This window comes from Beijerinckia sp. 28-YEA-48 (assembly GCF_900104955.1).
Classification (GTDB): Bacteria; Pseudomonadota; Alphaproteobacteria; order Rhizobiales; family Beijerinckiaceae; genus Terripilifer.
Window position 1 is genome coordinate 4258876 of record NZ_FNSI01000001.1, and the last position, 22128, is coordinate 4281003.

The window sequence follows — 22128 nt, forward strand, 5'->3', positions numbered from 1 at the left end:
TCGGGTTTGACCATTTGGATTGTCACAGGAGTCCGGCGGTAATCCCATCCCTTCTGATGACCCTTCTGCGAGAATGGATAGCCATCTAGGCGAAATATTCTGATCGGGTCCGTATCAGCTGCCGTTTTGCCGGGTGCCCCGTAGCCGGCCTCAGTAGCTTGACGCTGCTTTGGCCGCCGATATCGCGCAGATCAGGCAGCAGCGGTCTCTTGCCGCGCACGGTCACTTTTCCCCGTGCTCAGGCCAGGCGGTGAGGCAGGAGCATTGGGCGAACATTATCCCGCAGCCGTCGCCTTGATCATATCCGCCGCCTTCTCACCGATCATGATTGTCGGCAGATTGGTGTTGCCGCTCGGCAGTTCCGGCATGATCGAGGCGTCCGCCACCCGCAGGCCTTCGATGCCGCGCACGCGCAATTGCGCGTCGACGACGGCCCGATCGTCGATCCCCATCTTGCAGGTGCCGACCGGATGAGAGCGATGACCGGCATTGGCCCGGATGAAGGCAGCGATCTCGGCGTCGCTTTGCTTGGCATCGCCTGGCGCCAGTTCGCCTTCGATCATGTCGGCCAAAGGTTTCTGCGCATAGAGATGACGGCAAGCGCGGACGCCGCGCACCATCGTGTCGAGATCGGCTTTCTCGGAAAACATATTGAACATGATGCGCGGATGATCGGCGGGGTTGGCCGAGCGCAATTTGACCCAGCCGCGCGAAAGCGGATGCAGCGCGCCGACGCGGATGGAGAAACAATAGTTCGGCGGCGCGGTCGCGCCGGGGAACCACAGGTCGGCGGAATTGCTCAAGGTCATCGCGATACATTGTACGTCGGGACGATCGAGCCCATCGCGCGTGCGCAGGAATAGATTGGCCGCCGCGCCATTGGTGGCGAAGGGGCCGCCATGGTCGACATACCAGCGCGCCACCTGCGCCGCCGCGCGATCCAGACGCAGGAAGCGGGTGAAGCCGACCTTGCCGCGCGCCTTGTAGATATTGAGAATGTTGGGATGCTCGCCGAGGTTCTGGCCGACGCCCGGCAGATCATGCACCGGCTTGATGCCGACGGATTGCAGATGCGCGGCGGGACCGATGCCCGAGAGCATGAGAATCTGCGGCGAATTATACGAGCCACCGGAGACGATGACCTCGCGCTCAGCGCGCGCCTGGATCAACCCGCCGCCTTGCACATATTCGACACCGACGGCGCGTCCTTTCTCAATCAAGACGCGCGTGGTCAAAGCCCCGGTCTCGATGGTCAGATTGCGGCGAGACAAGGCCGGATGGAGATAGGCCCGCGCGCTTGATGAACGCGCACCGCCGCCCGTGGTCTGCTCCATGCGGGCCAGCCCTTCCTGGGCCGTGGCGTTGGGATCATCATTAAAGCCATAGCCAGCGGCAATCGCCGCCGCCTTATGGGCTTCAAACAACATTTCAGGATAGATCGTCGGGCTTACCTGGATCGGCCCCTGAGCACCGTGAAAATCACTGTCGCCGCGCCAGGAATTTTCCAGCTTGCGGAAATAGGGCAGAACGTCGTCGTAGCTCCAGCCTTCCAAGCCCTGCTGCCGCCACAGATCATAGTCAGTGCGGTTGCCGCGAATGGCGATCATGGCGTTGATCGACGATGACCCGCCCAGCGTGCGCCCGCGCTTGATTTCGAGCTTTCGATTGTCGAGACCCGGCTCCGGTTCGGTTTCGAAACGCCAAGTGCCGAAGCGGCTCTTCGCCACCTTGATGAAGGCGAGCGGCATCACTTGGAACGGATGCCTGTCGCGGCCGCCAGCCTCGAGAAGCAAGACGGAAACAGAAGGATCTTCGCTCAAACGGCTGGCGATGACGGCGCCGGCCGAACCCGAGCCGATGACAATGTAATCAAACGAACGCTGCATGAATGTCCTGAACGGCGATGCGGCAGAGAAGGACAGGCTGCGGCCATTGCGGTTCGATCTCCGCGATTGTCACAGCATCCTCCCCGTCGCGGATATCCTTGAGCAACAAAGCCCGCGCCAGATCCCCTGTGTTGATACACGGATCGGCGCCAGACCTGTTGAGGAAGTCCTTGGTTTCTTTAAGTCGTGAGAATGTCTTTGAACCAACCGCTCGACTTGTCAACGATGGGCAGGCCCCCTCTGTCTTCATGGGCAAGTAGAAATTGCCACGAAGCGGCTGGCGGGGGATGATGCCGCCATGGCTCCATGAGGTTTGGACAATGCGGTGCAAGATACTCGGCGTGCCGGTGCAGGCGGGAGCGGGTCGTATGGGGTGCGACATGGGGCCGAGCGCGCTGCGCACGGCGGGGTTGATCCCGACCTTGATCGACCTCGGCCATGAGGTGGAGGATCTCGGCACCGTGCAGCCAGGGCCTGTCCGCCCCATCGTTCACGGCAATTCGACAATCAAAGCACTGCCGGAGATCGTGGCCTGGACAGAGGCCATCGCGGAAGCGACCTATCGGGCGAGCGCCGAAGCCATGCCGATCGTTCTGGGCGGCGATCATTCGCTCTCGGCCGGTACGCTGCCGGCAGCGGCGCGGCGCGCCGCCGAACAGAAGCGGCCCCTGTTCGTGTTATGGCTCGACGCGCATCCGGATTTTCATACGCTCGACAGCACGCAGAGCGGCAATCTGCACGGCGTGCCGCTCGCCTATGCCAGCGGCCAGCCGGGGTTCGCCGGCTATTATCCTGACCTACCGGCGGTGATCGACCCCAAGAACATCTGCACGCTCGGCCTGCGCAGCGTCGATCCGGCCGAGCGCAAGGCGATCGCTGTGGCGGGCATCACCGTCTATGATATGCGCGCCATCGACGAACACGGCATCGGGTCGCTGCTGCGCACCTTTCTGGCGCGTGTCACCGCTGCCCAAGGCCGGCTGCATGTCAGCCTCGACGTCGATTTCCTCGATCCGCCGATCGCGCCGGCGGTCGGCACGACCGTGCCCGGCGGCGCCACGTTCCGCGAGGCGCATCTGGTGATGGAAATGCTTTGTGACAGCGGGCTCGTCACCAGCCTCGACCTGGTCGAGCTCAACCCGTTTCTCGACGAGCGCGGACGCACCGCGACCTTGATGGTGGACCTGACGGCAAGCCTGATGGGCCGGCGCGTCATGGATCGCCCAACGCGAAGTTTTTGAACCATGACCGCGCCCCGGCTGAACATCGTTCCCTTCGTCAGCGTCGACCATATGATGAAACTGGTGCTGGCGATCGGCGTCGAGCGGTTCGTTACCGAACTCGCCGGCTATATCGAGGACGACTTTCGCCGCTGGGACGCCTTCGACAAGACGCCACGCACCGCTTCGCACAGCCCTGAAGGCGTCATTGAGCTCATGCCGACGAGCGACGGGCGGCTCTATGGCTTCAAATATGTCAACGGCCATCCCAAGAATACCAAGACAGGCCTGCAGACGGTGACAGCGTTTGGCGTGCTCGCCGATGTCGGCTCGGGCTATCCGATGCTGCTCACCGAGATGACCATTCTGACGGCGCTGCGCACCGCCGCGACGTCGGCGCTGGCGGCGAAAGCTCTGGCGCCGAAAGCGGCGCGCACCATGGCAATCATCGGCAATGGCGCGCAATCGGAATTCCAGGCGATCGGCTTCAAGGCCTTGGTCGGAATCGATCGGTTGCGGCTGTACGATATCGATGCTTCGGCCTCTCAGCGCTGCGCCAAGAATCTCGCCGGCAAGGGCTTCGACATCACCCTCTGCCGCTCGGGCCAGGAGGCAGTGGAAGGGGCTCAGATCATCACCACGGTCACCGCTGACAAGAATTATGCGACGATTCTGACCGACAACATGGTTGGCCCTGGCGTGCACATCAACGCGGTCGGCGGCGATTGCCCGGGCAAGACCGAACTGCACAAGGACATCCTGCTGCGCTCGAGCATTTTCGTCGAATTCGCGCCGCAGACCCGCGGCGAGGGCGAGATCCAGCAATTGCCGCCTGATCATCCCGTCACTGAACTGTGGCAGGTGATGTCAGGCACGGCGGCGGGGCGCGTCAGCGCGCAGCAGGTGACGCTGTTCGATTCCGTCGGCTTCGCCGTCGAGGATTTCTCGGCGCTGCGCTATGTGCGCGACCAACTGCCGACGACCGGCCTCTATGAAGAACTCGACCTGCTCGCCGATCCCGACGAGCCGCGCGATCTGTTCGGCATGCTGTTGCGGGCGGCAAAGACATAAGAGGCGCTGGTAGTCTGAAAATTCAAGACTCTGATATATAACGTTTTTCTACAGTATAATGAGAGTCGTTGCCGCCGGCAGGAACCGTGCGCCGCAGCCGGCGTTAGCCTCAAAGCCGGAATTGGCCTGTCCTTCCGGAGACGGTGGATCACCCATGCGAGACGCGGCCCTTTACGAATGGACAGAGACCGATTATATTTATGCTCGAATAGAGCATAAGGGCGACCGGCGAGAGCCGGGTTTTTTGCCCAAGGATATGCTCAGAACGAGTAGAAGAGGACGCCATGTACAACGCCAGCGACAGCCCCACTCTGACTCGCCCCGCGCCGGCACTCACGGGCGCGGCCGCGCGTTTTGGCATTCTGCCGATGCCCAATCTCGCCTGGACTCCGGAAGTCGAGCGAGAGACGGCGCATCTCTACGAGAAGGTGAAGCGCGTTATTCCCTCGGTCGAGTGGCCGTTCCATGCGCCCTATGTAAAGGCGATCAACGACCTCAAGAAAGAGCGCAACGCCGTCATCCTGGCGCATAACTACCAGACGCCGGAGATCTACAATTGCGTCGCCGATGTGGTCGGTGACTCGTTGCAGCTCGCCCGCCTCGCCACCAAGACCGATGCCGAGATCATCGTGCAAGGCGGCGTGCATTTCATGGCCGAGACGTCGAAACTGCTTAATCCGTCGAAGACCATCCTGATTCCGGATTCGAAGGCTGGCTGCTCGCTGGCTGAATCGATCACCGGCGCCGATGTGCGCCTGCTACGTCAGCGCTATCCCGGCGTGCCTGTCGTCGCCTACGTCAACACCTCTGCCGATGTGAAGGCGGAGGTCGACATCTGCTGCACCTCGTCGAACGCGCTGAAAGTGGTCGAGAGCCTCGGCTCGGATCGCGTGCTGTTCCTGCCCGATCGCTATCTGGCGCAGAACGTCCAGGCACAGACCAAGGTGCAGATCATCGCCTGGCACGGCGCCTGCGAAGTACACGAGCGCTTCACCGCCGAGGAACTGCTGCGCTATCGCGAGGACGATCCGTCGATCCAGATCATCGCCCATCCGGAATGCCCGCCGGAAGTGGTGGCCGTGTCGGACTTCGCCGGCTCGACCGCGGCGATGATCGACTTCGTTAAGACGCAGAAGCCGAAGCGCGTGTTGCTCGTCACCGAATGTTCGATGGCCTCCAATGTGGAAGCGGAGACGACCGGCACGGAATTCGTCAAGCCGTGCAACCTCTGCCCGCACATGAAGCGCATCACCTTGCCGAAGATCCTCGAAAGCCTCGTCTATATGCGCGAGGAGGTGATCATCGATCCGGAAATCGCCGAGCGCGCCCGCCGCCCGGTCGAGCGGATGATCGCGCTGGGTTAGTCTTCGTTGATCTGAAACCTTGGTGTCATCCTGGACACTTGCGCAGCAAGTGATCCGGGAGCCAGGGGCAAGCGCTTCAGCGCCTGATCACGTTCAATCACGTAGTATTCCACCACACGCTCCTGGTTCCCGGATCGCCTTCGGCGTCCGGGATGACACAGAGATTTGCGCCCCTATCAATGAAAGTCCCGCGACTTCGGGATGATGCGCACGTTGCGCGGGTGATGCGGCCGGCGCAGCGGCTGCGGATGAACGAATTCGTCGGCGGGAGACAGGACCGGTTTGGTTTCGTGATCTTCCGACAGGCGGTTCAGGTCCACCGTGCGGTCGATCAGCCGTTCCGTCATCAAGTGAATCACCCCTTCCGGGCTTTTCTGCACCCGTCCTTCAGCTAAGAGCAGACGCGCGCCCATGGTCTCCTTGCGGAAGCGTTCGAAGGTGCGCGCCCAGAGCACGAGATTGGCGACGCCGGTTTCGTCCTCCAGAGTGATAAAGATCGCATTGCCCTTGCCGGGGCGCTGGCGCACCAGAACCACGCCGGCGACCCGCACCCAGGCGCCATCCTTGCAGTTGACGAGATCACCGCAACGGATCGCCCGCTCGCGTGCGAAAACCTCGCGCAGGATCTGCATCGGATGACCTTTCAACGACAGATGGATCGTCTGATAGTCGGCGGCGATGTGTTCGCCCAGGCGCATCTGCGGCAGATGCGCTTGCGCATCATGGCCCAGTTCGCGCGCGTCGGCGGCGAGAAACAGTGGCAACGGCGCATCATCGGGCAAACGCCGCACCGCCCAGAGCGCCGCGCGCCGGTCGAGATGCATCGAGCGAAAGGCGTCGGCATCGGCGAGGCAGCGCAACACACTGTTGGGCAAAGCGGTGCGCGCCGCAAATTCCTCGACCGACGTGAACGGTTTTGAGCGATTGTCGGTGATGCGCTTGGCCTGCTCCTCGCACATACCGCTGATCTGGCGGAAGCCGATGCGCAAGGCCGGCGTTCCCTCCCCTTCCAACGTATTGTCCCAGGCGCTGTGATTGACGTCGACTTCGCGGACCTCGACCTTGTTCTTCTGGGCATCGCTGATGATCTGCGCCGGGGCGTAAAAACCCATGGGTTGCGAATTGAGAAGCGCGCAGGCGAAGGCTGCCGGAAATCGGCATTTGATGAAGGACGAGACATAGACGAGCTTGGCGAAGGACGCCGCATGGCTTTCAGGGAAGCCATATTCACCAAAACCCTTGATCTGGTTGAAACAGCGCTGCGCGAAATCGGGATCATAGCCGCGCATGATCATACGACCGACCATCAGTTTCTCGAAATTCTGTATGGTGCCATTGTGACGGAAGGTGGCCATGGCCTTGCGTAGGCCGTTGGCCTCGTCTGGCGTGAATTCGGCTGCGACCATGGCAAGGTCCATAGCCTGTTCTTGGAACAAGGGCACGCCGAGGGTGCGCCCTAAGACACCGATAAGCTCGTTTGGGTCATGGGGTGATTTCGGCGCAGGGAAAACGACAGCTTCTTCTCCATTTCTGCGTCGCAGATAAGGATGCACCATATCGCCCTGGATCGGGCCAGGACGGACAATCGCCACCTGAATGACAAGATCATAGAATTTGCGTGGCTTCAGACGCGGCAACATATTCATCTGCGCGCGGCTCTCGACCTGGAAAACACCCAAGGATTCGCCGTCACACAACATGTCGTAAACGTCTTCTTTCTCGGACGGTACGTCAGCCAGCGTGGTGTCGAAACTATAGTGATCCCGCATCAAGTCAAAAGCCTTGCGGATGCAGGTCAGCATGCCGAGCGCCAGAACATCGACCTTCATCAGGCCGATTTCATCGATGTCGTCTTTGTCCCATTCGATGAAAGTGCGGTCGTCCATCGCCGCATTGCCAATCGGCACTATTTCGTCGAGACGGCCGCGCGACATCACGAAGCCGCCGACATGTTGTGACAGATGACGCGGAAACCCCAGCAAGCGAATAGCCAGATCGACCGCTCTCCGGATCAAAGGATTTGATGGATCGAGCCCGGCTTCCTTGATCTGGCTATCTCTGATGGGTCCTCCCCAACTGCCCCAGATGGTCGAGGAGAGTTTCGCCGTCACATCCTCCGTTAGGCCCAGCGCCTTGCCGACATCGCGGATGGCGCTACGCGAGCGATAGCTGATCACCGTCGCGGCAATACCAGCCCGGTGTCGACCATATTTTTCATAAACGTATTGAATGACTTCTTCGCGCCGTTCATGCTCGAAATCGACATCGATATCCGGCGGTTCACCACGATTTTCGGACAGAAAACGAGCCAGCAGTAGTTTGTGCTTATCGGGGTCAACAGCCGTGATCCCAAGAATGTAACAGACCGCAGAATTTGCCGCCGAACCACGCCCCTGGCAGAGAATGCGGTTATCATTGGCGAAGCGCACGATGTCATGAATCGTGAGGAAATAACGCGCGTAATCAAGCTTGCGAATTAAGGTCAGTTCATTCTTGACCAGCTCTTGCACTTTTTCTGGCATGCCGTCCGGATAACGCATGAGCCCGTGCTTGTGCACCAGATCTTCCAGCCAGTCCTGCGGCGTCCAGCCGGGCGGAATCGGCTCATCCGGATATTCATACCGTAACTGATCGAGAGAAAAAGAAATCCGATCGAGGAAATTGCCCGTTTCATCGATAGCCGCCGGCGCATCCTTAAACAGACGCGCCATTTCCTTCGGTTCCTTGAAATGACGTTCGGCATTGACCTCAAGCCGCCGACCGATGCTTTCCAAGGTTTCGCCTTCGCGGATGCAGGTCATCACATCCTGCAGGTCGCGCTGTTCCGGCGCGTGGTAGAGCACGTCATTGGTGGCGAGCAGCGGCACGTGCGTCCGGCGCGCCAGATCAATCAGCCGGCTCAAACGGCGACGATCATCGCCGCGCCGATGCATGGTGGCGGCCAGCCAGACCGCGCCAGGCGCGGCGTCATCCAGACGTGTCAGCAGCTCAGCCAGGCCATCGAGCTGGCGCTCGGGCATTACCACGAGAAGCAGATGCGATGTATCGACGAGAAGATCATCGAGAGTTAGATCACATTCGCCTTTCTTGGCGCGCCTATTGCCCACAGTCAGCAGGCGGCAGAGCCGCCCCCAGCCGGCGCGGTCTTCCGGATAGACGAGAATATCTGGCGTGCCGTCCATGAAAGCCAAGCGCGCGCCGACCACGAGCTTGAATGCTTCCGCCAGAACTTGAATCTCTTCCGTCTTGAGAACAATGGGTGTGGGGTGTTCGACCAACACATATTCGCCGGGGCCGGAGCCTTCGCGTTCAGGAGTCGCGGGTAATGTACCCGTCTTGCGTAAGTGATTGAGCGCCGCATAGGCGCGCACGACACCCGCGACCGTATTGCGATCGGCGATACCGAGACCGGCATGACCCAGGCCCAGCGCCTGCGCCACCAGGTCGCGCGCATGGGAGGCGCCGCGCAGGAAAGAAAAATTGCTCGCCGTGGCGAAGTCCGCATAGCGCGTCATGCGAATAGTCCATGCAAATACCATTGCGGCTTTTCGACTTCTCGTTCGTAGAGACCGTCGCGGAAAATCCAGAAGCGGCGTCCTTCCATGTCCTCCACCCGGTAGTAATCGCGCGTCGGCACGTCGTGTTCGCGCCGCCACCATTCCGAAGCGATACGCTCCGGCCCTTCCGCCAAGACGATCTCGTGGGAAGCGCGACGCCAGACAAAGCGCGCCGGCGGCCCATCGGGCACTTGCGCTGTCACCAGCACCGGCTGCGGCGGATTGAAAATATGCAAGGGTCGCAGCGGCGGCTCGTCCGGCTCCGGCTTATCCCAATGGGCAGGTGCGAAGGTGCCGGTGGCGGGCACGGTGAAGGCGCGGCGGTGCGGATCGTGCGTGTCGCGCGGCACGAAATGTTGCACGCGATCACGGCCGAAGCGTGCGACGAGTTTATCGACAAGATCGGCCACTTCACTGTCGGCGTTGGCCTTGCCGTCGAGGCTGACCTGCGCCGCATCAAGGGGCTCGGCCACCGGCACCAGGATGCGGATGAGATCGAAGCCAAAGCCCGGATCCAGCGGATCGGCCAAGGCCTCAAGGCGCTCGCGATAGAGCCGCAGGATGGTTTTGGGATCGCGGCTGGGATGACCGGTTTCGACCATGATCGTGCGCACCGCGCCATCGGCGCGAAAGAAACTGGCCTCGAAGCGGCGGCCACCTTCGCCACGTTGCTGCAACAGATCGGCAATCCGCTGCAGCAGGCGCTCCAAGGTCGCCTCGATATCTTCCATGCGGGCGATGGGATCGGCGAACGGCCGTTCCGCCATGCAGGCGGGCGGCATGCGGCGCGGCGTGATGCGGATATCGACACGCCCGCACACACGATCGAGCCGCGCGATCAGGTCGTCGCCGAAGCGCGCCGCCAACGGCGTCGAGGACCTTTCAGTCAAAGCGGCAATGGTTTTCAACCCGGCGCGCGACAGGCCGTGCACGATCTGCGGATCGACCCCAAGGGCGGCAATCGGCAGGGCGCCGACGCTCTGCGCCTCCACCCCCGGCGCGATGATGCCGCCGCGTCCGAAGCGCGCCAACGCGCGGGCCGCATCGGGCGTGCCGGCAATCGCCAGGCGCAGATCAAGACCGCTACGGCTGAAGCGCCGGCGCATGTCTTTCCCCAGTTCCGCTTCGCCGCCGAACAGATGGGCGCAGCCGGAAATATCGAGCAGCAGGCCATGGGGCGGATCGAGCGCCACCAGCGGCGTCCAGCGATCGCACAGATCTGCCAGCCGTTCGAGACAGGCTGTATCGATGTGCGCATCGAGCGGGGTGACCTGCAGGTCTGGCACACGAGCGCGGGCATCGGCCAGCGCCAGGCCCGGCGTCAGCCCCAGGGACAAGGCGCGCTGATCGACCGCCACGAGCCGCAGCGCCCCTTTGATCTTATCGATGACGACAAGTGGCGCTTCTTGCAGCCCTTCAGGCGCTCTTGCGCCATTCGCCGCTGGCAACGGCGGGCGCCGGTGCCGCAGCCGATCGGTCGACAGAAAGGGAGCCCAAAGGGCGAGATAGCGCCGGGTAGTCTCTGATTTGGCGCTTTCTGATCCGGAAACATTCTGCGTCACGGTTCCACTCCACACGCCAGGCCCGGCCGGCCATGCCGGCGCGGTGTCGCAACAAACTCATTTCGAAAGCGGGAAAGCCCGGCGCATCAGCCGCCAGCGCCCGCGACTGCAGGGCGCGGACGGACCAGCGCGTCGTGGCAGCGCTAGGCAGCGGTGCCGCTGCCGGGCGCAACATCAGGGCCGGCACACCGGTAGCGGCGGCGGCCAAGGACAGGCGGCGCGTCGCGACAAGATCGATCACGCCGGGTTGGCCCCAGGGTTCGACCAGCACGGCACCCAGCGGGGCGCAGGCCAAGGCTTCGGCACTGGCACGCAGAACGCCGAGGGCATCGCGCGCCTTCACCAGAATGATCTGCGACGGGTCCAGTCCCAGTTCAGCCAGGCCAGCCGGGCTCAAACTGCCGGCCTCCGTCTCGGCGAAATCCTGCCGGACCCAGACCACCGGCCGGTGCGCCGCGGCCCGGATGGCCAAGGTGGCGGCGAAGCCGGCAGCGGAAACGATGTCGCGCAGGCTATGGGCATAGACCTCATGCAGTGCGCCGCGCACCAAGCCACCGCCCAGCGCCTCGTCGACGTCCGGTAGGCCAAAAGAGAAGAAATCGACGGCCTGCGGCATGCCCGTCCGCTCAAGAGCGGCAAGATCACGCCGCAGTGCCTGAAGGCTTTCGCGGGCCATTTTCATGTTCCTGTTTTGTTCTATATAAACGACTCCGTTTCGCGCCAGAGTCAAGCGATCCCGTTTGCAATCCCGCCCGCCCACGACCGGTGAGACCGCCCGCAATGGGCGGCCTCTGCGGCAAGCGATTGGGTTTGCGGGGAAATTATCCGTAGACGGCCGATCTGCCCGTCACTGCCGGATTCGCTTGGGCCGGATAAACCTGAGCCGGCATGGGATTGTGCAAGAACAAACGGGAGGCAACCGCGGTTTCAGCGACTTGATCCGTCCAGACCTGAAAATTGAGCAGAGTGTGAAGGCCGAAACTGCTGATCATCGCCACGTCGGCGGCGTCGCGGCCCCGCGCCATGACGATGCGGCCGATACGCGGATGGTTGTGCCGGGCGTCGAACGTGTACCAGCGGCCATCGAGCCAGACCTCGAACCAGGCGCTGAAATCCATCGGCGCGGGATCTCTGGGCACGCCGATATCGCCGAGATAGCCGGTGCAATAACGCGCTGGAATGTTCATGCTGCGGCAGAGGGTGATGGCGAGATGAGCAAAATCTCGGCACACACCCTGCCTGTCATTGTAAGCGCCCAAAGCCGTGCGCGTCGCCTGGGCGAAGGCATAATCAAACGCGATATGGTCATGGACGAAAGCGCAAATCGCTTCGACACGCGCCAAACCCGTGGGGCCGTTGCCGAAAAGCTTCCAGGCGGTTTCACCCAACTGGTCCGTTTCGCAATAGCGGCTGCCCAGAAGATAGACGAGGACTTCGGACGGCAAATCAGCGACCGGCGTTTCACGCGCCGCCGCATCCATGAAGTCAGGCAGCCCGGTATCCTGCACCAGGGAATCGCAAGTCAAGCGCACGGTGCCAGGCTGGCCCATCACGCGATGCACACGATTGCCGAACATGTCGGCATGTTCGGACGTGACAACACCCGACGTGACACGCAAGCCCGTCGAAGACCGTACATCCTTATCTCGGGACGGATGAATGTTGAGCAGCAGCAGGAGCGGCGTCGCTTGCGCACAGCCGATCGAAATATCAAATCCCGCACGAATAAGCATGGTGAGCCTATGATGATTAGGGGGATAGACCGGACGTTTTCCTCTGTTTAACGCGACCTTCAAACGATCGTTCCACGCCCCTTTAAAGGGCAGTCTACCTAGCCAAGCACCAGATTGGACGTCGGGAAGGAAATCGCCCACCGCAATCCCGCCGGCGCGAAATCAATCTCCACATGGCCATCGAGCGAGCGCCCGGCCATGCGCGTGATGACGACATGGCCGAAACCTTGACCTGCTGGTGGCTTCACCCTGGGACCACCGGATTCAGCCCACTCAACCCGCAGCCGCTCCTGCCCGTCCACCGTCACAAAATCCCAAGTCACCGCCACGCGGCCGCCTGCCGCCGATAGGGAACCATGCTTGGCCGCATTGGTGGCCAATTCATGCAGCGCCAAACCGAGAGCCTGTGCCGCTTCTGGGATCACTGCCACCATCGGTCCGCCGACCACGAGCCGGCCGCTGTCCATATCGACAAAAGGTGCGAGCTGCTGCTGCACCAGATCGGTGAGCAGAACATGTTTCCAGTTCTGATGAACGAGCAGATCGTGGGAGGTCGCCAATCCCTGCAGGCGCAGGGAAAAACGATCCAAAAAAGTATCGATGTCGTAGGAAACGCGCGCCGTCTGCCGCGCCATGGCCTGAATGACGGCGAGAAGATTCTTCGAGCGATGCGACAGCTCCCGCATCAGGAAGAACTGGTGCTGTTCGGCCTCCCGATGGGCGCTGATGTCGCGCACGACATGCAGGAAATAAAGCGGCTGGCCAGCGCTGTCGCGCTCCAGCGAGACGGTGATGCCGACCCAGGTGGTGGAGCCGTCCTTGCGAATGAAACGTTTGTCGAGGGCGAAAGATGGGATCTTGCCGTCGAGCAGATCCCGCATCTGGTCCTCATCGGCATAAAGATCGTCGGTGAAGGTCAGATCAACGGCGCGGCGTCGCAGCAACTCGGCTGCGCTATAGCCGGTGATCTCCGACATGCGTGCATTGACCATCAGCCAGTGGCCATCGAGCCCGGAGCGTGCCATACCGACGGCCGAATTATTGAAGACGCTGCGGAATTGCGCTTCACGGCTGCGCAGTTCCCCCTCGATGCGCTTGCGCTGGGTGATGTCGCGCGCAATGGTCGAGACACCTATGATGGCGCCACGCGCATCGTAGATAGGCGCCGCTTCGATATGAACATCAATCAGACTCCCATCTTTGCGGCGGCGCACGGTTTCACGCCGAAAGTTTTCGCCATTCGCTACAGCGGAAATCTTTTCCTGCAACTCGCCCCGGCGCGATTCAGGAATCAAGATGCTGAGAGATTGGCCAACGATCTCACTCGCCTTGTAACCGAACAGACGTTCGGCGCCCTCGTTCCACGAGACGACATTGCCCTCGAGCGAGATACTCTTGATCGCATCGGCGGAGGACGTGACGATCGCGGCCAGATGGGCATTCATCGCCTCGGCGCGCAGACGTGCCGAGATATCGACCATCGTGCAGACGACACCCTGCAATTGCTCGTCCTGGTAGATCGGCCGCACCCAATATTCGACGGGGAAGGCATTGCCGTCGCGTCGAAAAAAGAACTCTCCCTCGGCGTGGCGATTGAACCCGGTGCGCGCCGCCGACAAGATCGGATCATCTATATTCGTGAAAAGCGTTCCGTCGGCCCGGGTGTGCTGCATGATGTCGAGCAAGGGCCAGCCAACGACCTGGCTCTCATCGGTGGCGCCAGCCAATCTGACAAAGGCTGCGTTGCAGATGGTGATCGTTCCACTCTGATCGATGCTGAAGATGCCTTCCGCCGCGGAATCGATCAGCAAGCGAAAGAACAATTCATGGGAGCGCAGCCTGGTCTGGGTCTCGCGATGCTCATGAGCGATCGAGGCGGCATATTCGAAAGCGCGCTGCACTTCGGACAATTCCCGGATGCCAGGGTTTTCAATCTGAGGGGCGCCACCATCGACGAGGGCCACGGCCGCGCCACTCAGACGGCGTAGCGCAATGGCGATACGCCGCGCCAGGATGGTTGCCAGCAGAAGTCCTAATCCGATGAGGACGGCGCTGGCGATGGCCATCAGCATGAAGATGCGCGTCAGCGGCGCATTGATCACCGTTTTGGGAATAGCGATGACCGTCGTCCATCCGGTCAGAGCGGACTTGCGAAAAATATTGGACGCGGCGACGCCCTCGAAATTGACGCCATCATAGACGCCGCCTTTCTCGGACTCTTGCACGATGACCTGAGTTTCCGAACGCGACGTACGACCAAGAAATTTTTCAGGATCGCGACTACGCGCCAGCATGACCCCATTGCGATCAAGCAGGCCCGCGGTCCATTCGGGCGGCACATTGGCTTCGGCGAACATTCCATTATAGCGCTTGAGCAGAAGCACGGCGCTGAGCACGCAGCGCGCGCCAGCGGCGCAAATGGTTGGAACACTCAGCGTGAATTCCGGCTCATTGTCGGGTCCACGCAGAAATCCAGAGACGGACAGATCTTGTCCGGCCGGTATATCGGACAGGCGAAACGACACGGCGGGCGCGGGCCCGCCATCGGCAGAGAAGACCAAAAGCGGCTTGCCAGCCTGATCGGACAGAATCACATAGTCGATCGACGCCAATGGCGCCGCAGCAGCGATTTGATTGCGAAAGGCTGTCAGATCTGAAGAGCGCAGGCTGTCGCTTGTCGCCACCGTTCGCAGCGTATGAGCGATCTTCTCGACGTCGCGATGCAATATTTCGGTGATGCTTTCAACGACATCGAAACGCCGGGCCTCGATCACCCGGCGCTCGGCGCTGGCATAACGATCAGCGAGGTAGAGACTCAGAGCCAGAAGCGGCAGCAGGATCGCCGCGATGAGCAGGACAAGCAGCGTCCGGATGGTCAGCGGACGCGGTCTTGCCGCGGGGCCGGGCAATCCTTCACCGCCCATCATCTCGTGCTGCAAAGACGGAGCGGAACTCTCCCGACCGAACATTTCACCTACCAGGTGGCCCGACGATGTTTCCCCTTATGGCAAAACACGACGGCAACAATCTCAAATCGATACTATTCATCAGCAACAATCGTCATATTCGCACAAACCGGCTCCACAAGGAACTCTGAACCGGCGCTCCCAACATCGCCGGATGCGTGCGGAAAAGAAAGCGGCTGCCATTCGGCAGCCGCAGCTTCTGGAGATCTCTGGCGTTCTATCGCCCGGTGGATCGATCAGGCGGAGGGTTCAAACCCGGCGCGGTTGGCGCGGAGCTGCCCGGACGGGCGGGCGTGACCACCTTGAACTCAGGCGCGGTCTTTAACTCTTCCTTCGTCGTGTTCAACACCAGCCGTTCCTTGTCATCTTTCATCGTCACCTTGATGTTCTGAAACGGCACGGCAATATTCTTCTCACCTATACCAAGGAAGCCGCCGACACCGATGACCGCGGCCGCAACCGCGCCACTGGAGCGATCAAGGAGAAGATCGTTCACCTCGCCGATCTTCTCGTCCTTGGGATCATAAACATTCTTGTTCACGATCCCTGACGCCAGGGATTGGCTCGACGAATATGTCGTCACATAATTCGACGCGGGCGCCTGTGACATCGTGGACGGCGCGGATTGCGCGATGGCAGAACCACCCGCCAAGATGGCAAGAAGCGCCGCTGCGCTCACGCTCTTCAACATGGCCTGTTCCTTCCGTGTGTCGTTGATCGGCCGGAAGCGGTTTTGCTTTGGCTTCCATCGATGAAACGTCCAGTCGCTGCGGGGGTTCCGTGTTCAGAGGCAAGTCGACGATTGCGTCCGTAAATTGGAGAGCCAAAAGCGGCTTGGGAACTCGCCTTCGATTGAAACGTTAGCCATTTGACCGTTCTCCAAAACGGTTTGTTTTCGATAATTATGAACCGATCGCCGCGCGGACGATATTCGCGGGACTATGGAGTATTATGCCATGACGCTCGGCACTCTCCTGCTGATCATACTTATTTTGCTTCTTCTGGGTGTGATCCCGACGTGGCCGCACAGCCGCAGTTGGGGCTATGCACCCTCTGGTACACTAGGTACGATCCTCATCGTCGTTCTCATTTTAATGCTTCTGGGACGCATCTGATTTCAACAACAATGGAGCACCACACATGGCTCAAGTAGATGACATCGAAAAATTCGGGCGCAAGCTGACAGATGATTATACGGCGCTGCGCGAGGATATTTCCAAGCTTTCGGAGACGGTCGCCAAACTTGTTTCGCGACAAGCCGACGTCGCTGGCGACAGAGTTGCCGAAGCGGTGGGAACGGCAAAGGCCGCCCTGGCGGACTCCGCCGAGAGGGCTCAGGATAAAGTTAAAGGCATCGGAGCGGACATCGAGTCCAGCATCGAACGCAATCCCTATTCCGCGGTTCTGATCGCGCTGGGCGTTGGCCTTGCCCTTGGCCTCTTGAACCGTTCGCGATAGGCCGATGCAGAAGCTCTTCGCGACGTTTCTCACGGAAGCTTCAGGGCATGGCCGCAGGTTGGCGATCTTTGCGATCGTCATGATCTGCGCCGTGCTGCTCGGCCTCATCGGCGTGGGCTTTGTGACCGCCGGCGCGTATTTGTGGCTGGCGCCACGCTATGGCGCGATGGAAAGCGCGTTTGGCATAGGGATCTTCTTCATCGTCATCGCGGTCATCGCCGCGGTGGCCGCCAGTACGAAGCAGGCCCCCTCCAGCGCGACGGCAGCGCCCGCCGCGGCCGCTCCGCCCAAAGTTGAGACGCCAACCCCGCCGGCGGTGAACAGCCTGCTCCAGGCCTTGCAGGAGAACGGACGGGACAATGAGCGGCTTGCCGTGCTGGCCGCCACCGAGGCCATTAAGAGTGCCAGCCCGCTGCAACTGGTCGTCACCGGCCTGGTGGCTGGCTATGTCGGTGGCCAGATGTTGAAACAGACCCTGACGAAGGCGAAAGACCGACGGCCTTAATACAGGCCGTCGGCGACGCCGGTCAGAGTGATGACCGGCTCGGTCAGCGGGAGGTGACCGCCTGATCGCGCCGTTGCGATTTGCGATCGAAGAACAGAGCCTGGCTGACCACCGCCTTCACCGTTCCCGGAACATAAGGCTTGGCGATCAGAAAGGCTGGCTCCGGCGCTTGGCCGGTCAGAAAACGTTCGGGATAAGCGGTGATGAAAATCACCGGCGCCTCGAAGGAGCCAAGGATTTCATTCACCGCCTCGAGCCCGGAGCTGCCGTCAGCCAGATGAATATCGGCCAGGATCAACCCCGGCTGGTGCAGCTTTGCAGCCGAGACGGCTTCCTTGTGGGTGCGCGCGACATTGACGACGCTGTGGCCGAGATCCTCGACCAAGGCTTGCAGATCAAAGGCAATAAAGGGCTCGTCTTCGATGATCAAAATATTGGTGGCGATCTGTTCGTTGATCTCCTGCCCCGCATCCGCCAGCAGCCGATCGACCGTAGCGACCGAACAATCCATGATCTGAGCGATCTGCGCCTGGTCGAAACCCTCCAGCGTCCCCAGCAGGAAGGCGACGCGCGGCCGCTGCGACATGGCGCCGAGATGGCGCTGTGCGCCGGCTTCGTCGCCATAAGCAGAAGTTTCCGGCACGGCCCGCATCGGGTTCGACGACCAGCATGCGAGGAAGCGCCGATAGAGCGCGATCCGGAGATCGGGCGCCGCCTTGAAATCATCAGGGGCGGCGACCAGTGCCTCAAGCGTCGCCAACACATAGGCATCGCCATCGACTTGCGTGCCCGTAAGCGCCCGGGCAAACCGGCGCAAAAACGGGACATGTCTGGAAATCGACTCGGAAATGGCCATGTATCGCCCTTTTGTCGTCTTGAGACTCGCCGCATCCGCAATTTGGCATTGCGACGTAAACGTCTGTCATCAAAAATAGTTCCGGGATAGGGAACCTGTAATCGACTCTCGCGTTGGCTCTCACAGACCAGCTTACATGATGCTGAATGTGCGAGATTCAATAAGTTGAGGGCGCCGCTTCTATTTAGGATGCAGTTAGATGAGCGAACCCGAAAAAACGGATCAGCGGGACAAAGTGGATAATAAGCTCATTGAAAACAAGCCGGATGCCGGCCGTCCGCCCCGCCGGCGTACTTCCCCCGCCAAGCGGGAAGTTCATGCGCAGATCGGTCGCCAACTGCGATCCATCTACGACGATGTTCTGAACCAGCCCATCCCGGATCGTTTCCTCGATCTGCTGCTGAAACTGGAAGACGATAAGCGTGACAAGTAGCCCTCAGCAAATCCAGGAAGCGGCCACCCCGTCCCTACGGGCAGATATGATCGCGGCCATCCCCAGCTTGCGGGCTTTCGCTGTTTCGTTATCCGGCAATGCCGATCGCGCCGACGATCTGGTGCAAGAAACCTTGGTCAAGGCCTGGGCCAATCTTGGCTCGTTTCAGGCCGGTACCAATCTCTCGGCCTGGCTCTTCACCATTCTACGCAACGTCTATTATTCCGAATATCGCAAGCGCCGACGTGAGGTCGCCGATAGCGATGGAATCTTTGCGGCGCAGCTGATCGAACCGGCGGCGCAAGACGATCACATGCACTTCCTCGACTTCCGCGCGGCGATGCAGAAACTGCCGCCCGACCAACGCGAGGCGATCATTCTCGTCGGCGCGTCCGGCCTTTCTTATGAAGAAGCCGCCGCTGTGTGCTCCTGCGCAGTCGGCACGATGAAGAGCCGCGTCAATCGCGGCCGCAACAAACTGGGCGAGCTGCTAGCCGCCAATCCATCGCCCGAAAAAGTTGAGCCGCCTGAAAAATAATCTCAAAGATGACCTACTGCGCAGCCACCGGCTGCGCGACGTGACGGCGTGGCAACAGCACCAGCGCCGAAGCGATCAGACATAGGGCGCCCGCCACGAAGAAGGCTGGCAGATAGCTGTCGAGAACGGTGCGTGACAGACCAGCACCGAAAGCCGCTGTGGCCGCGCCCAATTGATGGCCGGCAAAGATCCAACCGAAAACCAGATTGGCGCGTTCACGACCGAAATGCTGCGCTGCCAGTTTCACCGTCGGCGGCACGGTGGCGATCCAGTCGAGGCCGTAGAACATCGCGAACAGCGACAGGCCGTAGAAGGAGAAGTCGGTGAACGGCAGATAGAGCAGCGAGAGGCCGCGCAAGCCGTAGTACCAGAACAACAACCAGCGATTGTCGTAGCGATCCGACAGCCAGCCCGACCCGACGGTGCCGACGAAATCGAAAATGCCCATCATCGCCAACACGCCGGCAGCGCTCACAGCTGCAAGGCCATAGTCGCCACACAGCGAAATGAAATGGGTCTGGATCAACCCATTGGTCGAGGCGCCGCAGATGAAGAACGTCGCAAACAACACCCAGAAGATTCCGGTGCGCGAGGCATCACGCAAGGCTTCGAGCGGGGCGGTGACCAACGACCATAGCGACGGCGTGTTCGGCGCCGGCGGCACGACCGCGCTCTCGCCATAGGGCGCGAGCCCCAAGTCCGACGGACGGTCGCGCATCAAGAGGATGACGGCGATCGCGGCGACAACCTGCAAAGCACAAACGAGCAGCAGGGCCGAACGCCAGCCAAGGTGATCGGTGATTTGCGCCATCAGCGGCAGGAAGACGAGCTGTCCGGTGGCGGAACTGGCGGTCAGCAGGCCGATCACCAGGCCACGCCGTTCGGTGAACCAGCGTGTCGCCACCGTCGCGCCCAGCACCAGCGCCACGAGGCCTGTGCCAAAGCCAACGACGACGCCCCATAGCATGACCAGCTGCCAGACCTGGGTCATGGCGAGGGAAGCCAGCATGCCGCCACCGATGAGGGAAAGCGCGGTGAGGATGACTCGGCGCAGACCGAACCGGTTCATGAAAGCGGCGGCGAACGGCCCCATCAGGCCAAACAGCAAGAGGCGGACGGCCAAGGCGGAGGAAATTTCCGCCGTCTGCCAGCCAAATTCCTTTTCCAGGGGGACGATCAGAACGCCGGGTGCGCCGACGGCCGCCGCGGTGACCAGCATGGTCAGGAACGTCACGGCCGCCACGACCCAACCGTAATAAATGCCGCGGCCACTGAGCGTCGCGGCCAGACGAGAAGACAGCATGGGAGCTCCGAAATAGGCGGCGCCCGGAGATCCACGAGGTCCGGCCGTATCGCTTTACATTACGATCATCATATTATATGTTGAGCGTCATGTAAAGGAGCTTTCGCGCATGCGCTACGGCAAGGGGCATAAGGAGGAGACGCGGAAGCGAATCCTCGATGTGGCGTCAAAGCGGTTTCGCAAGGACGGCGTCGATGCGGTGGGCGTGGCTGGCCTGATGGCTGATGCCGGCCTGACCCATGGCGGCTTCTACAGCCATTTTCCGTCCAAGGAACATCTGGTGCGCGAGGTGCTCGATACCGTTCTCGACACGCGCCACACCAGCCTTGAACGCTCAGCCGCCAGCGGCAACGGCATCGAGCCGGTGATCGAGCGCTATCTCAGCGAGCGGCATCGCGACCAGCCGGAAGATGGCTGCCCCTTTGCCTGTTTCGCCGTGGAGATCGCCCGCCACGATACCGAAACGCGCGACATGTTCACGACGAAATTCAAACGCCATGTCGAATTGCTCGCAAAGCATCTGCCGCAGGGAACGGAGGATCAACGTCGTCAGCGCGCCACCGCCCTGCTCGGCCTGATGTCGGGCATGCTGCAATTGGCGCGGGCGACACCGAGCCAGGAAACCTCAGCCGAGATCCTTGCCAGCGCACGCCAGCATGCCGTGGCGATGGCGATGGCGCCCTACGCCTGAAGAACTGCGTTTCTGTCGAAGCGCAATTTGCTTCATAGCGTTTTGCAGTTTGACTTAGTCAAACGTCACAAAGACGCGTCAAACAAAGATCCCTGGCAAAATTGCGTTTCTAACGAAACGCAATTTGCTTTAGTCGTTGTGGGTCTCGTGCACGCTGATGGCGCCGATCTTCCAGTAGCCGGCAGCCTTCACCCATTGCTTGGGATGGCCATGATCTTCGACGAGGATGCGGCGCAGGCGCTTGGCGGTGAGAGATTCGCACGCCACCCAGGCATAACCATCGCCCGACGGCAGTTTCTGCTTGGCCACCGCTTCATCGAGCAAAGTGGTTTTGCCCGGTTCGGCCTTGCCGCGATGCAGCCAAATGGTTTCAACCAACGCCTTGCTGTCGAACTTCTGTTCTTCGGCCGCGTCCGTCACCTCGGCGATGACGATCGCGCGGGCGCCCGGCCGCAATTCGGCGAGACGGCGGGCGATGGCGGGCAAAGCTGTTTCGTCACCGACGAACAGGTTCCAGTCGAAATCGTCAGCGACGACGAACGAGCCGCGCGGACCACCTATGCCGAGGATATGACCGGGCGCGGCCTGCATGGCCCATTGCGTCGCCGGCCCGGCTTCGTGAATGGCGAATTCGACATCGAGTTCGCCCGTGGCAGCATCGTAACGACGCGGCGTGTAATCGCGCATGATTGGCTTCTCGCCATCCTCCAACGGCGGCGCACCGGGCACCGTCACCACAGGCTGTGTCTCGCCTTCACGCGGGAAGAACAGCTTGATGTGATCGTCATAGGCCGCGCTGAAAAAGCCTTCGAGATCGGCGCCCTTGAGCGTGACACGGATCATGTTCGGCGTGACATGGGCGACGCGCGCGACGGTCAGCAGGCGGCGTTTGGTTTCGTGGCGCACGCGCTCAATGCGATGCGGCGCTTCGGGAGCGGAGGTTGCAACAGCAGTATCGGACATCTGAATTCCTTCGAAAGAGCTG

General features: G+C 61.1%; 20 protein-coding genes. 10 read left to right on the forward strand and 10 right to left on the reverse strand.

All coding sequences use genetic code 11. The features are described from left to right. Positions 1–275: 275 nt before the first annotated feature. The gene (locus BLW50_RS19960; RefSeq protein WP_090705784.1) at positions 276–1886 is read right to left on the reverse strand and encodes a GMC family oxidoreductase; all 1611 of its coding nucleotides are present in this window, start codon (positions 1884–1886) and stop codon (positions 276–278) included. On the opposite strand from BLW50_RS19960, the gene BLW50_RS30465 reads away from it, so the two are divergent. The 4 genes from BLW50_RS30465 (at position 1885) to nadA (ending at position 5541) form a co-directional block, all read left to right on the forward strand. Further along, positions 1885–2076 (forward strand): hypothetical protein, encoded by a 192-nt coding sequence (locus BLW50_RS30465; RefSeq protein ID WP_139267687.1) that lies wholly within the window; start codon positions 1885–1887, stop codon positions 2074–2076. The two genes, BLW50_RS19960 and BLW50_RS30465, sit on opposite strands and share 2 nt — an antisense overlap. 130 nt (positions 2077–2206) lie before the next feature. Continuing rightward, the gene (gene rocF / locus BLW50_RS19970) at positions 2207–3127 is read left to right on the forward strand and encodes an arginase (RefSeq protein WP_090709422.1); all 921 of its coding nucleotides are present in this window, start codon (positions 2207–2209) and stop codon (positions 3125–3127) included. Between the two features lie 3 nt (positions 3128–3130). Beyond that, a complete protein-coding gene (locus tag BLW50_RS19975) occupies positions 3131–4177 on the forward strand; it encodes an ornithine cyclodeaminase (protein WP_090705788.1) in 1047 nt (348 codons plus the stop codon). A gap of 284 nt (positions 4178–4461) precedes the next feature. Further along, positions 4462–5541, forward strand: a complete 1080-nt coding sequence (nadA, locus tag BLW50_RS19980) for a quinolinate synthase NadA (RefSeq protein ID WP_090705791.1) — start codon at positions 4462–4464, stop codon at positions 5539–5541. Between the two features lie 176 nt (positions 5542–5717). On the opposite strand, the gene BLW50_RS19985 is transcribed toward nadA, so the two are convergent. The 6 genes from BLW50_RS19985 to BLW50_RS20010 form a co-directional block, all read right to left on the reverse strand. Continuing rightward, the gene (locus BLW50_RS19985; RefSeq protein ID WP_090705793.1) at positions 5718–9056 is read right to left on the reverse strand and encodes an error-prone DNA polymerase; all 3339 of its coding nucleotides are present in this window, start codon (positions 9054–9056) and stop codon (positions 5718–5720) included. Beyond that, a complete protein-coding gene (locus BLW50_RS19990) occupies positions 9053–10546 on the reverse strand; it encodes a Y-family DNA polymerase (protein WP_244544325.1) in 1494 nt (497 codons plus the stop codon). Before BLW50_RS19990 ends, BLW50_RS19985 begins: the two co-directional genes overlap by 4 nt. Beyond that, a complete protein-coding gene (locus BLW50_RS30855; protein WP_139267688.1) occupies positions 10515–11336 on the reverse strand; it encodes an ImuA family protein in 822 nt (273 codons plus the stop codon). The genes BLW50_RS19990 and BLW50_RS30855 overlap by 32 nt, the downstream gene beginning before the upstream one ends. Before the next feature lie 145 nt (positions 11337–11481). Further along, a complete protein-coding gene (locus BLW50_RS20000) occupies positions 11482–12393 on the reverse strand; it encodes a transglutaminase-like domain-containing protein (protein ID WP_090705797.1) in 912 nt (303 codons plus the stop codon). 98 nt (positions 12394–12491) lie between these two features. Then, positions 12492–15332: a PAS domain S-box protein gene (locus BLW50_RS20005; protein ID WP_210186104.1), complete on the reverse strand. Its 2841-nt coding sequence runs from the start codon at positions 15330–15332 to the stop codon at positions 12492–12494. A gap of 244 nt (positions 15333–15576) precedes the next feature. Then, the gene (locus tag BLW50_RS20010; RefSeq protein ID WP_090705801.1) at positions 15577–16050 is read right to left on the reverse strand and encodes a PRC-barrel domain-containing protein; all 474 of its coding nucleotides are present in this window, start codon (positions 16048–16050) and stop codon (positions 15577–15579) included. Between the two features lie 265 nt (positions 16051–16315). On the opposite strand from BLW50_RS20010, the gene BLW50_RS20015 reads away from it, so the two are divergent. From BLW50_RS20015 to BLW50_RS20025, 3 genes are read left to right on the forward strand one after another with little or no spacing between them, the layout of a single operon-like run. Then, on the forward strand, positions 16316–16474 hold the full coding sequence (locus tag BLW50_RS20015) for a DUF3309 family protein (protein WP_090709426.1): 159 nt from the start codon (positions 16316–16318) through the stop codon (positions 16472–16474). Between the two features lie 25 nt (positions 16475–16499). Further along, positions 16500–16817 (forward strand): DUF883 family protein, encoded by a 318-nt coding sequence (locus BLW50_RS20020; RefSeq protein ID WP_090705802.1) that lies wholly within the window; start codon positions 16500–16502, stop codon positions 16815–16817. Positions 16818–16821: 4 nt separating this feature from the next. Next, entirely contained in the window at positions 16822–17322 is a 501-nt protein-coding gene (locus tag BLW50_RS20025) for a hypothetical protein (RefSeq protein ID WP_090705803.1), read from the forward strand. A gap of 43 nt (positions 17323–17365) precedes the next feature. On the opposite strand, the gene BLW50_RS20030 is transcribed toward BLW50_RS20025, so the two are convergent. Continuing rightward, the gene (locus tag BLW50_RS20030; protein WP_090705806.1) at positions 17366–18178 is read right to left on the reverse strand and encodes a response regulator; all 813 of its coding nucleotides are present in this window, start codon (positions 18176–18178) and stop codon (positions 17366–17368) included. Positions 18179–18377: 199 nt separating this feature from the next. Between BLW50_RS20030 and BLW50_RS20035 the strand changes: the two genes are divergently transcribed. Together BLW50_RS20035 and BLW50_RS20040 are read left to right on the forward strand one after the other, a co-directional pair. After that, positions 18378–18611, forward strand: coding sequence for a NepR family anti-sigma factor (locus BLW50_RS20035; RefSeq protein WP_170850265.1), 234 nt, complete (start codon positions 18378–18380; stop codon positions 18609–18611). Continuing rightward, on the forward strand, positions 18601–19149 hold the full coding sequence (locus BLW50_RS20040) for a sigma-70 family RNA polymerase sigma factor (RefSeq protein WP_280141516.1): 549 nt from the start codon (positions 18601–18603) through the stop codon (positions 19147–19149). The genes BLW50_RS20035 and BLW50_RS20040 overlap by 11 nt, the downstream gene beginning before the upstream one ends. A 13-nt stretch (positions 19150–19162) precedes the next feature. Here the strand turns inward: BLW50_RS20040 and BLW50_RS20045 are convergent, their stop codons facing one another. Then, positions 19163–20452: an MFS transporter gene (locus BLW50_RS20045; protein WP_090705811.1), complete on the reverse strand. Its 1290-nt coding sequence runs from the start codon at positions 20450–20452 to the stop codon at positions 19163–19165. Positions 20453–20561: 109 nt separating this feature from the next. Between BLW50_RS20045 and BLW50_RS20050 the strand changes: the two genes are divergently transcribed. Further along, on the forward strand, positions 20562–21143 hold the full coding sequence (locus BLW50_RS20050; protein ID WP_090705813.1) for a TetR/AcrR family transcriptional regulator: 582 nt from the start codon (positions 20562–20564) through the stop codon (positions 21141–21143). Positions 21144–21272: 129 nt separating this feature from the next. Here the strand turns inward: BLW50_RS20050 and BLW50_RS20055 are convergent, their stop codons facing one another. After that, positions 21273–22106 (reverse strand): siderophore-interacting protein, encoded by an 834-nt coding sequence (locus tag BLW50_RS20055; RefSeq protein ID WP_090705815.1) that lies wholly within the window; start codon positions 22104–22106, stop codon positions 21273–21275. Positions 22107–22128: the final 22 nt, after the last annotated feature.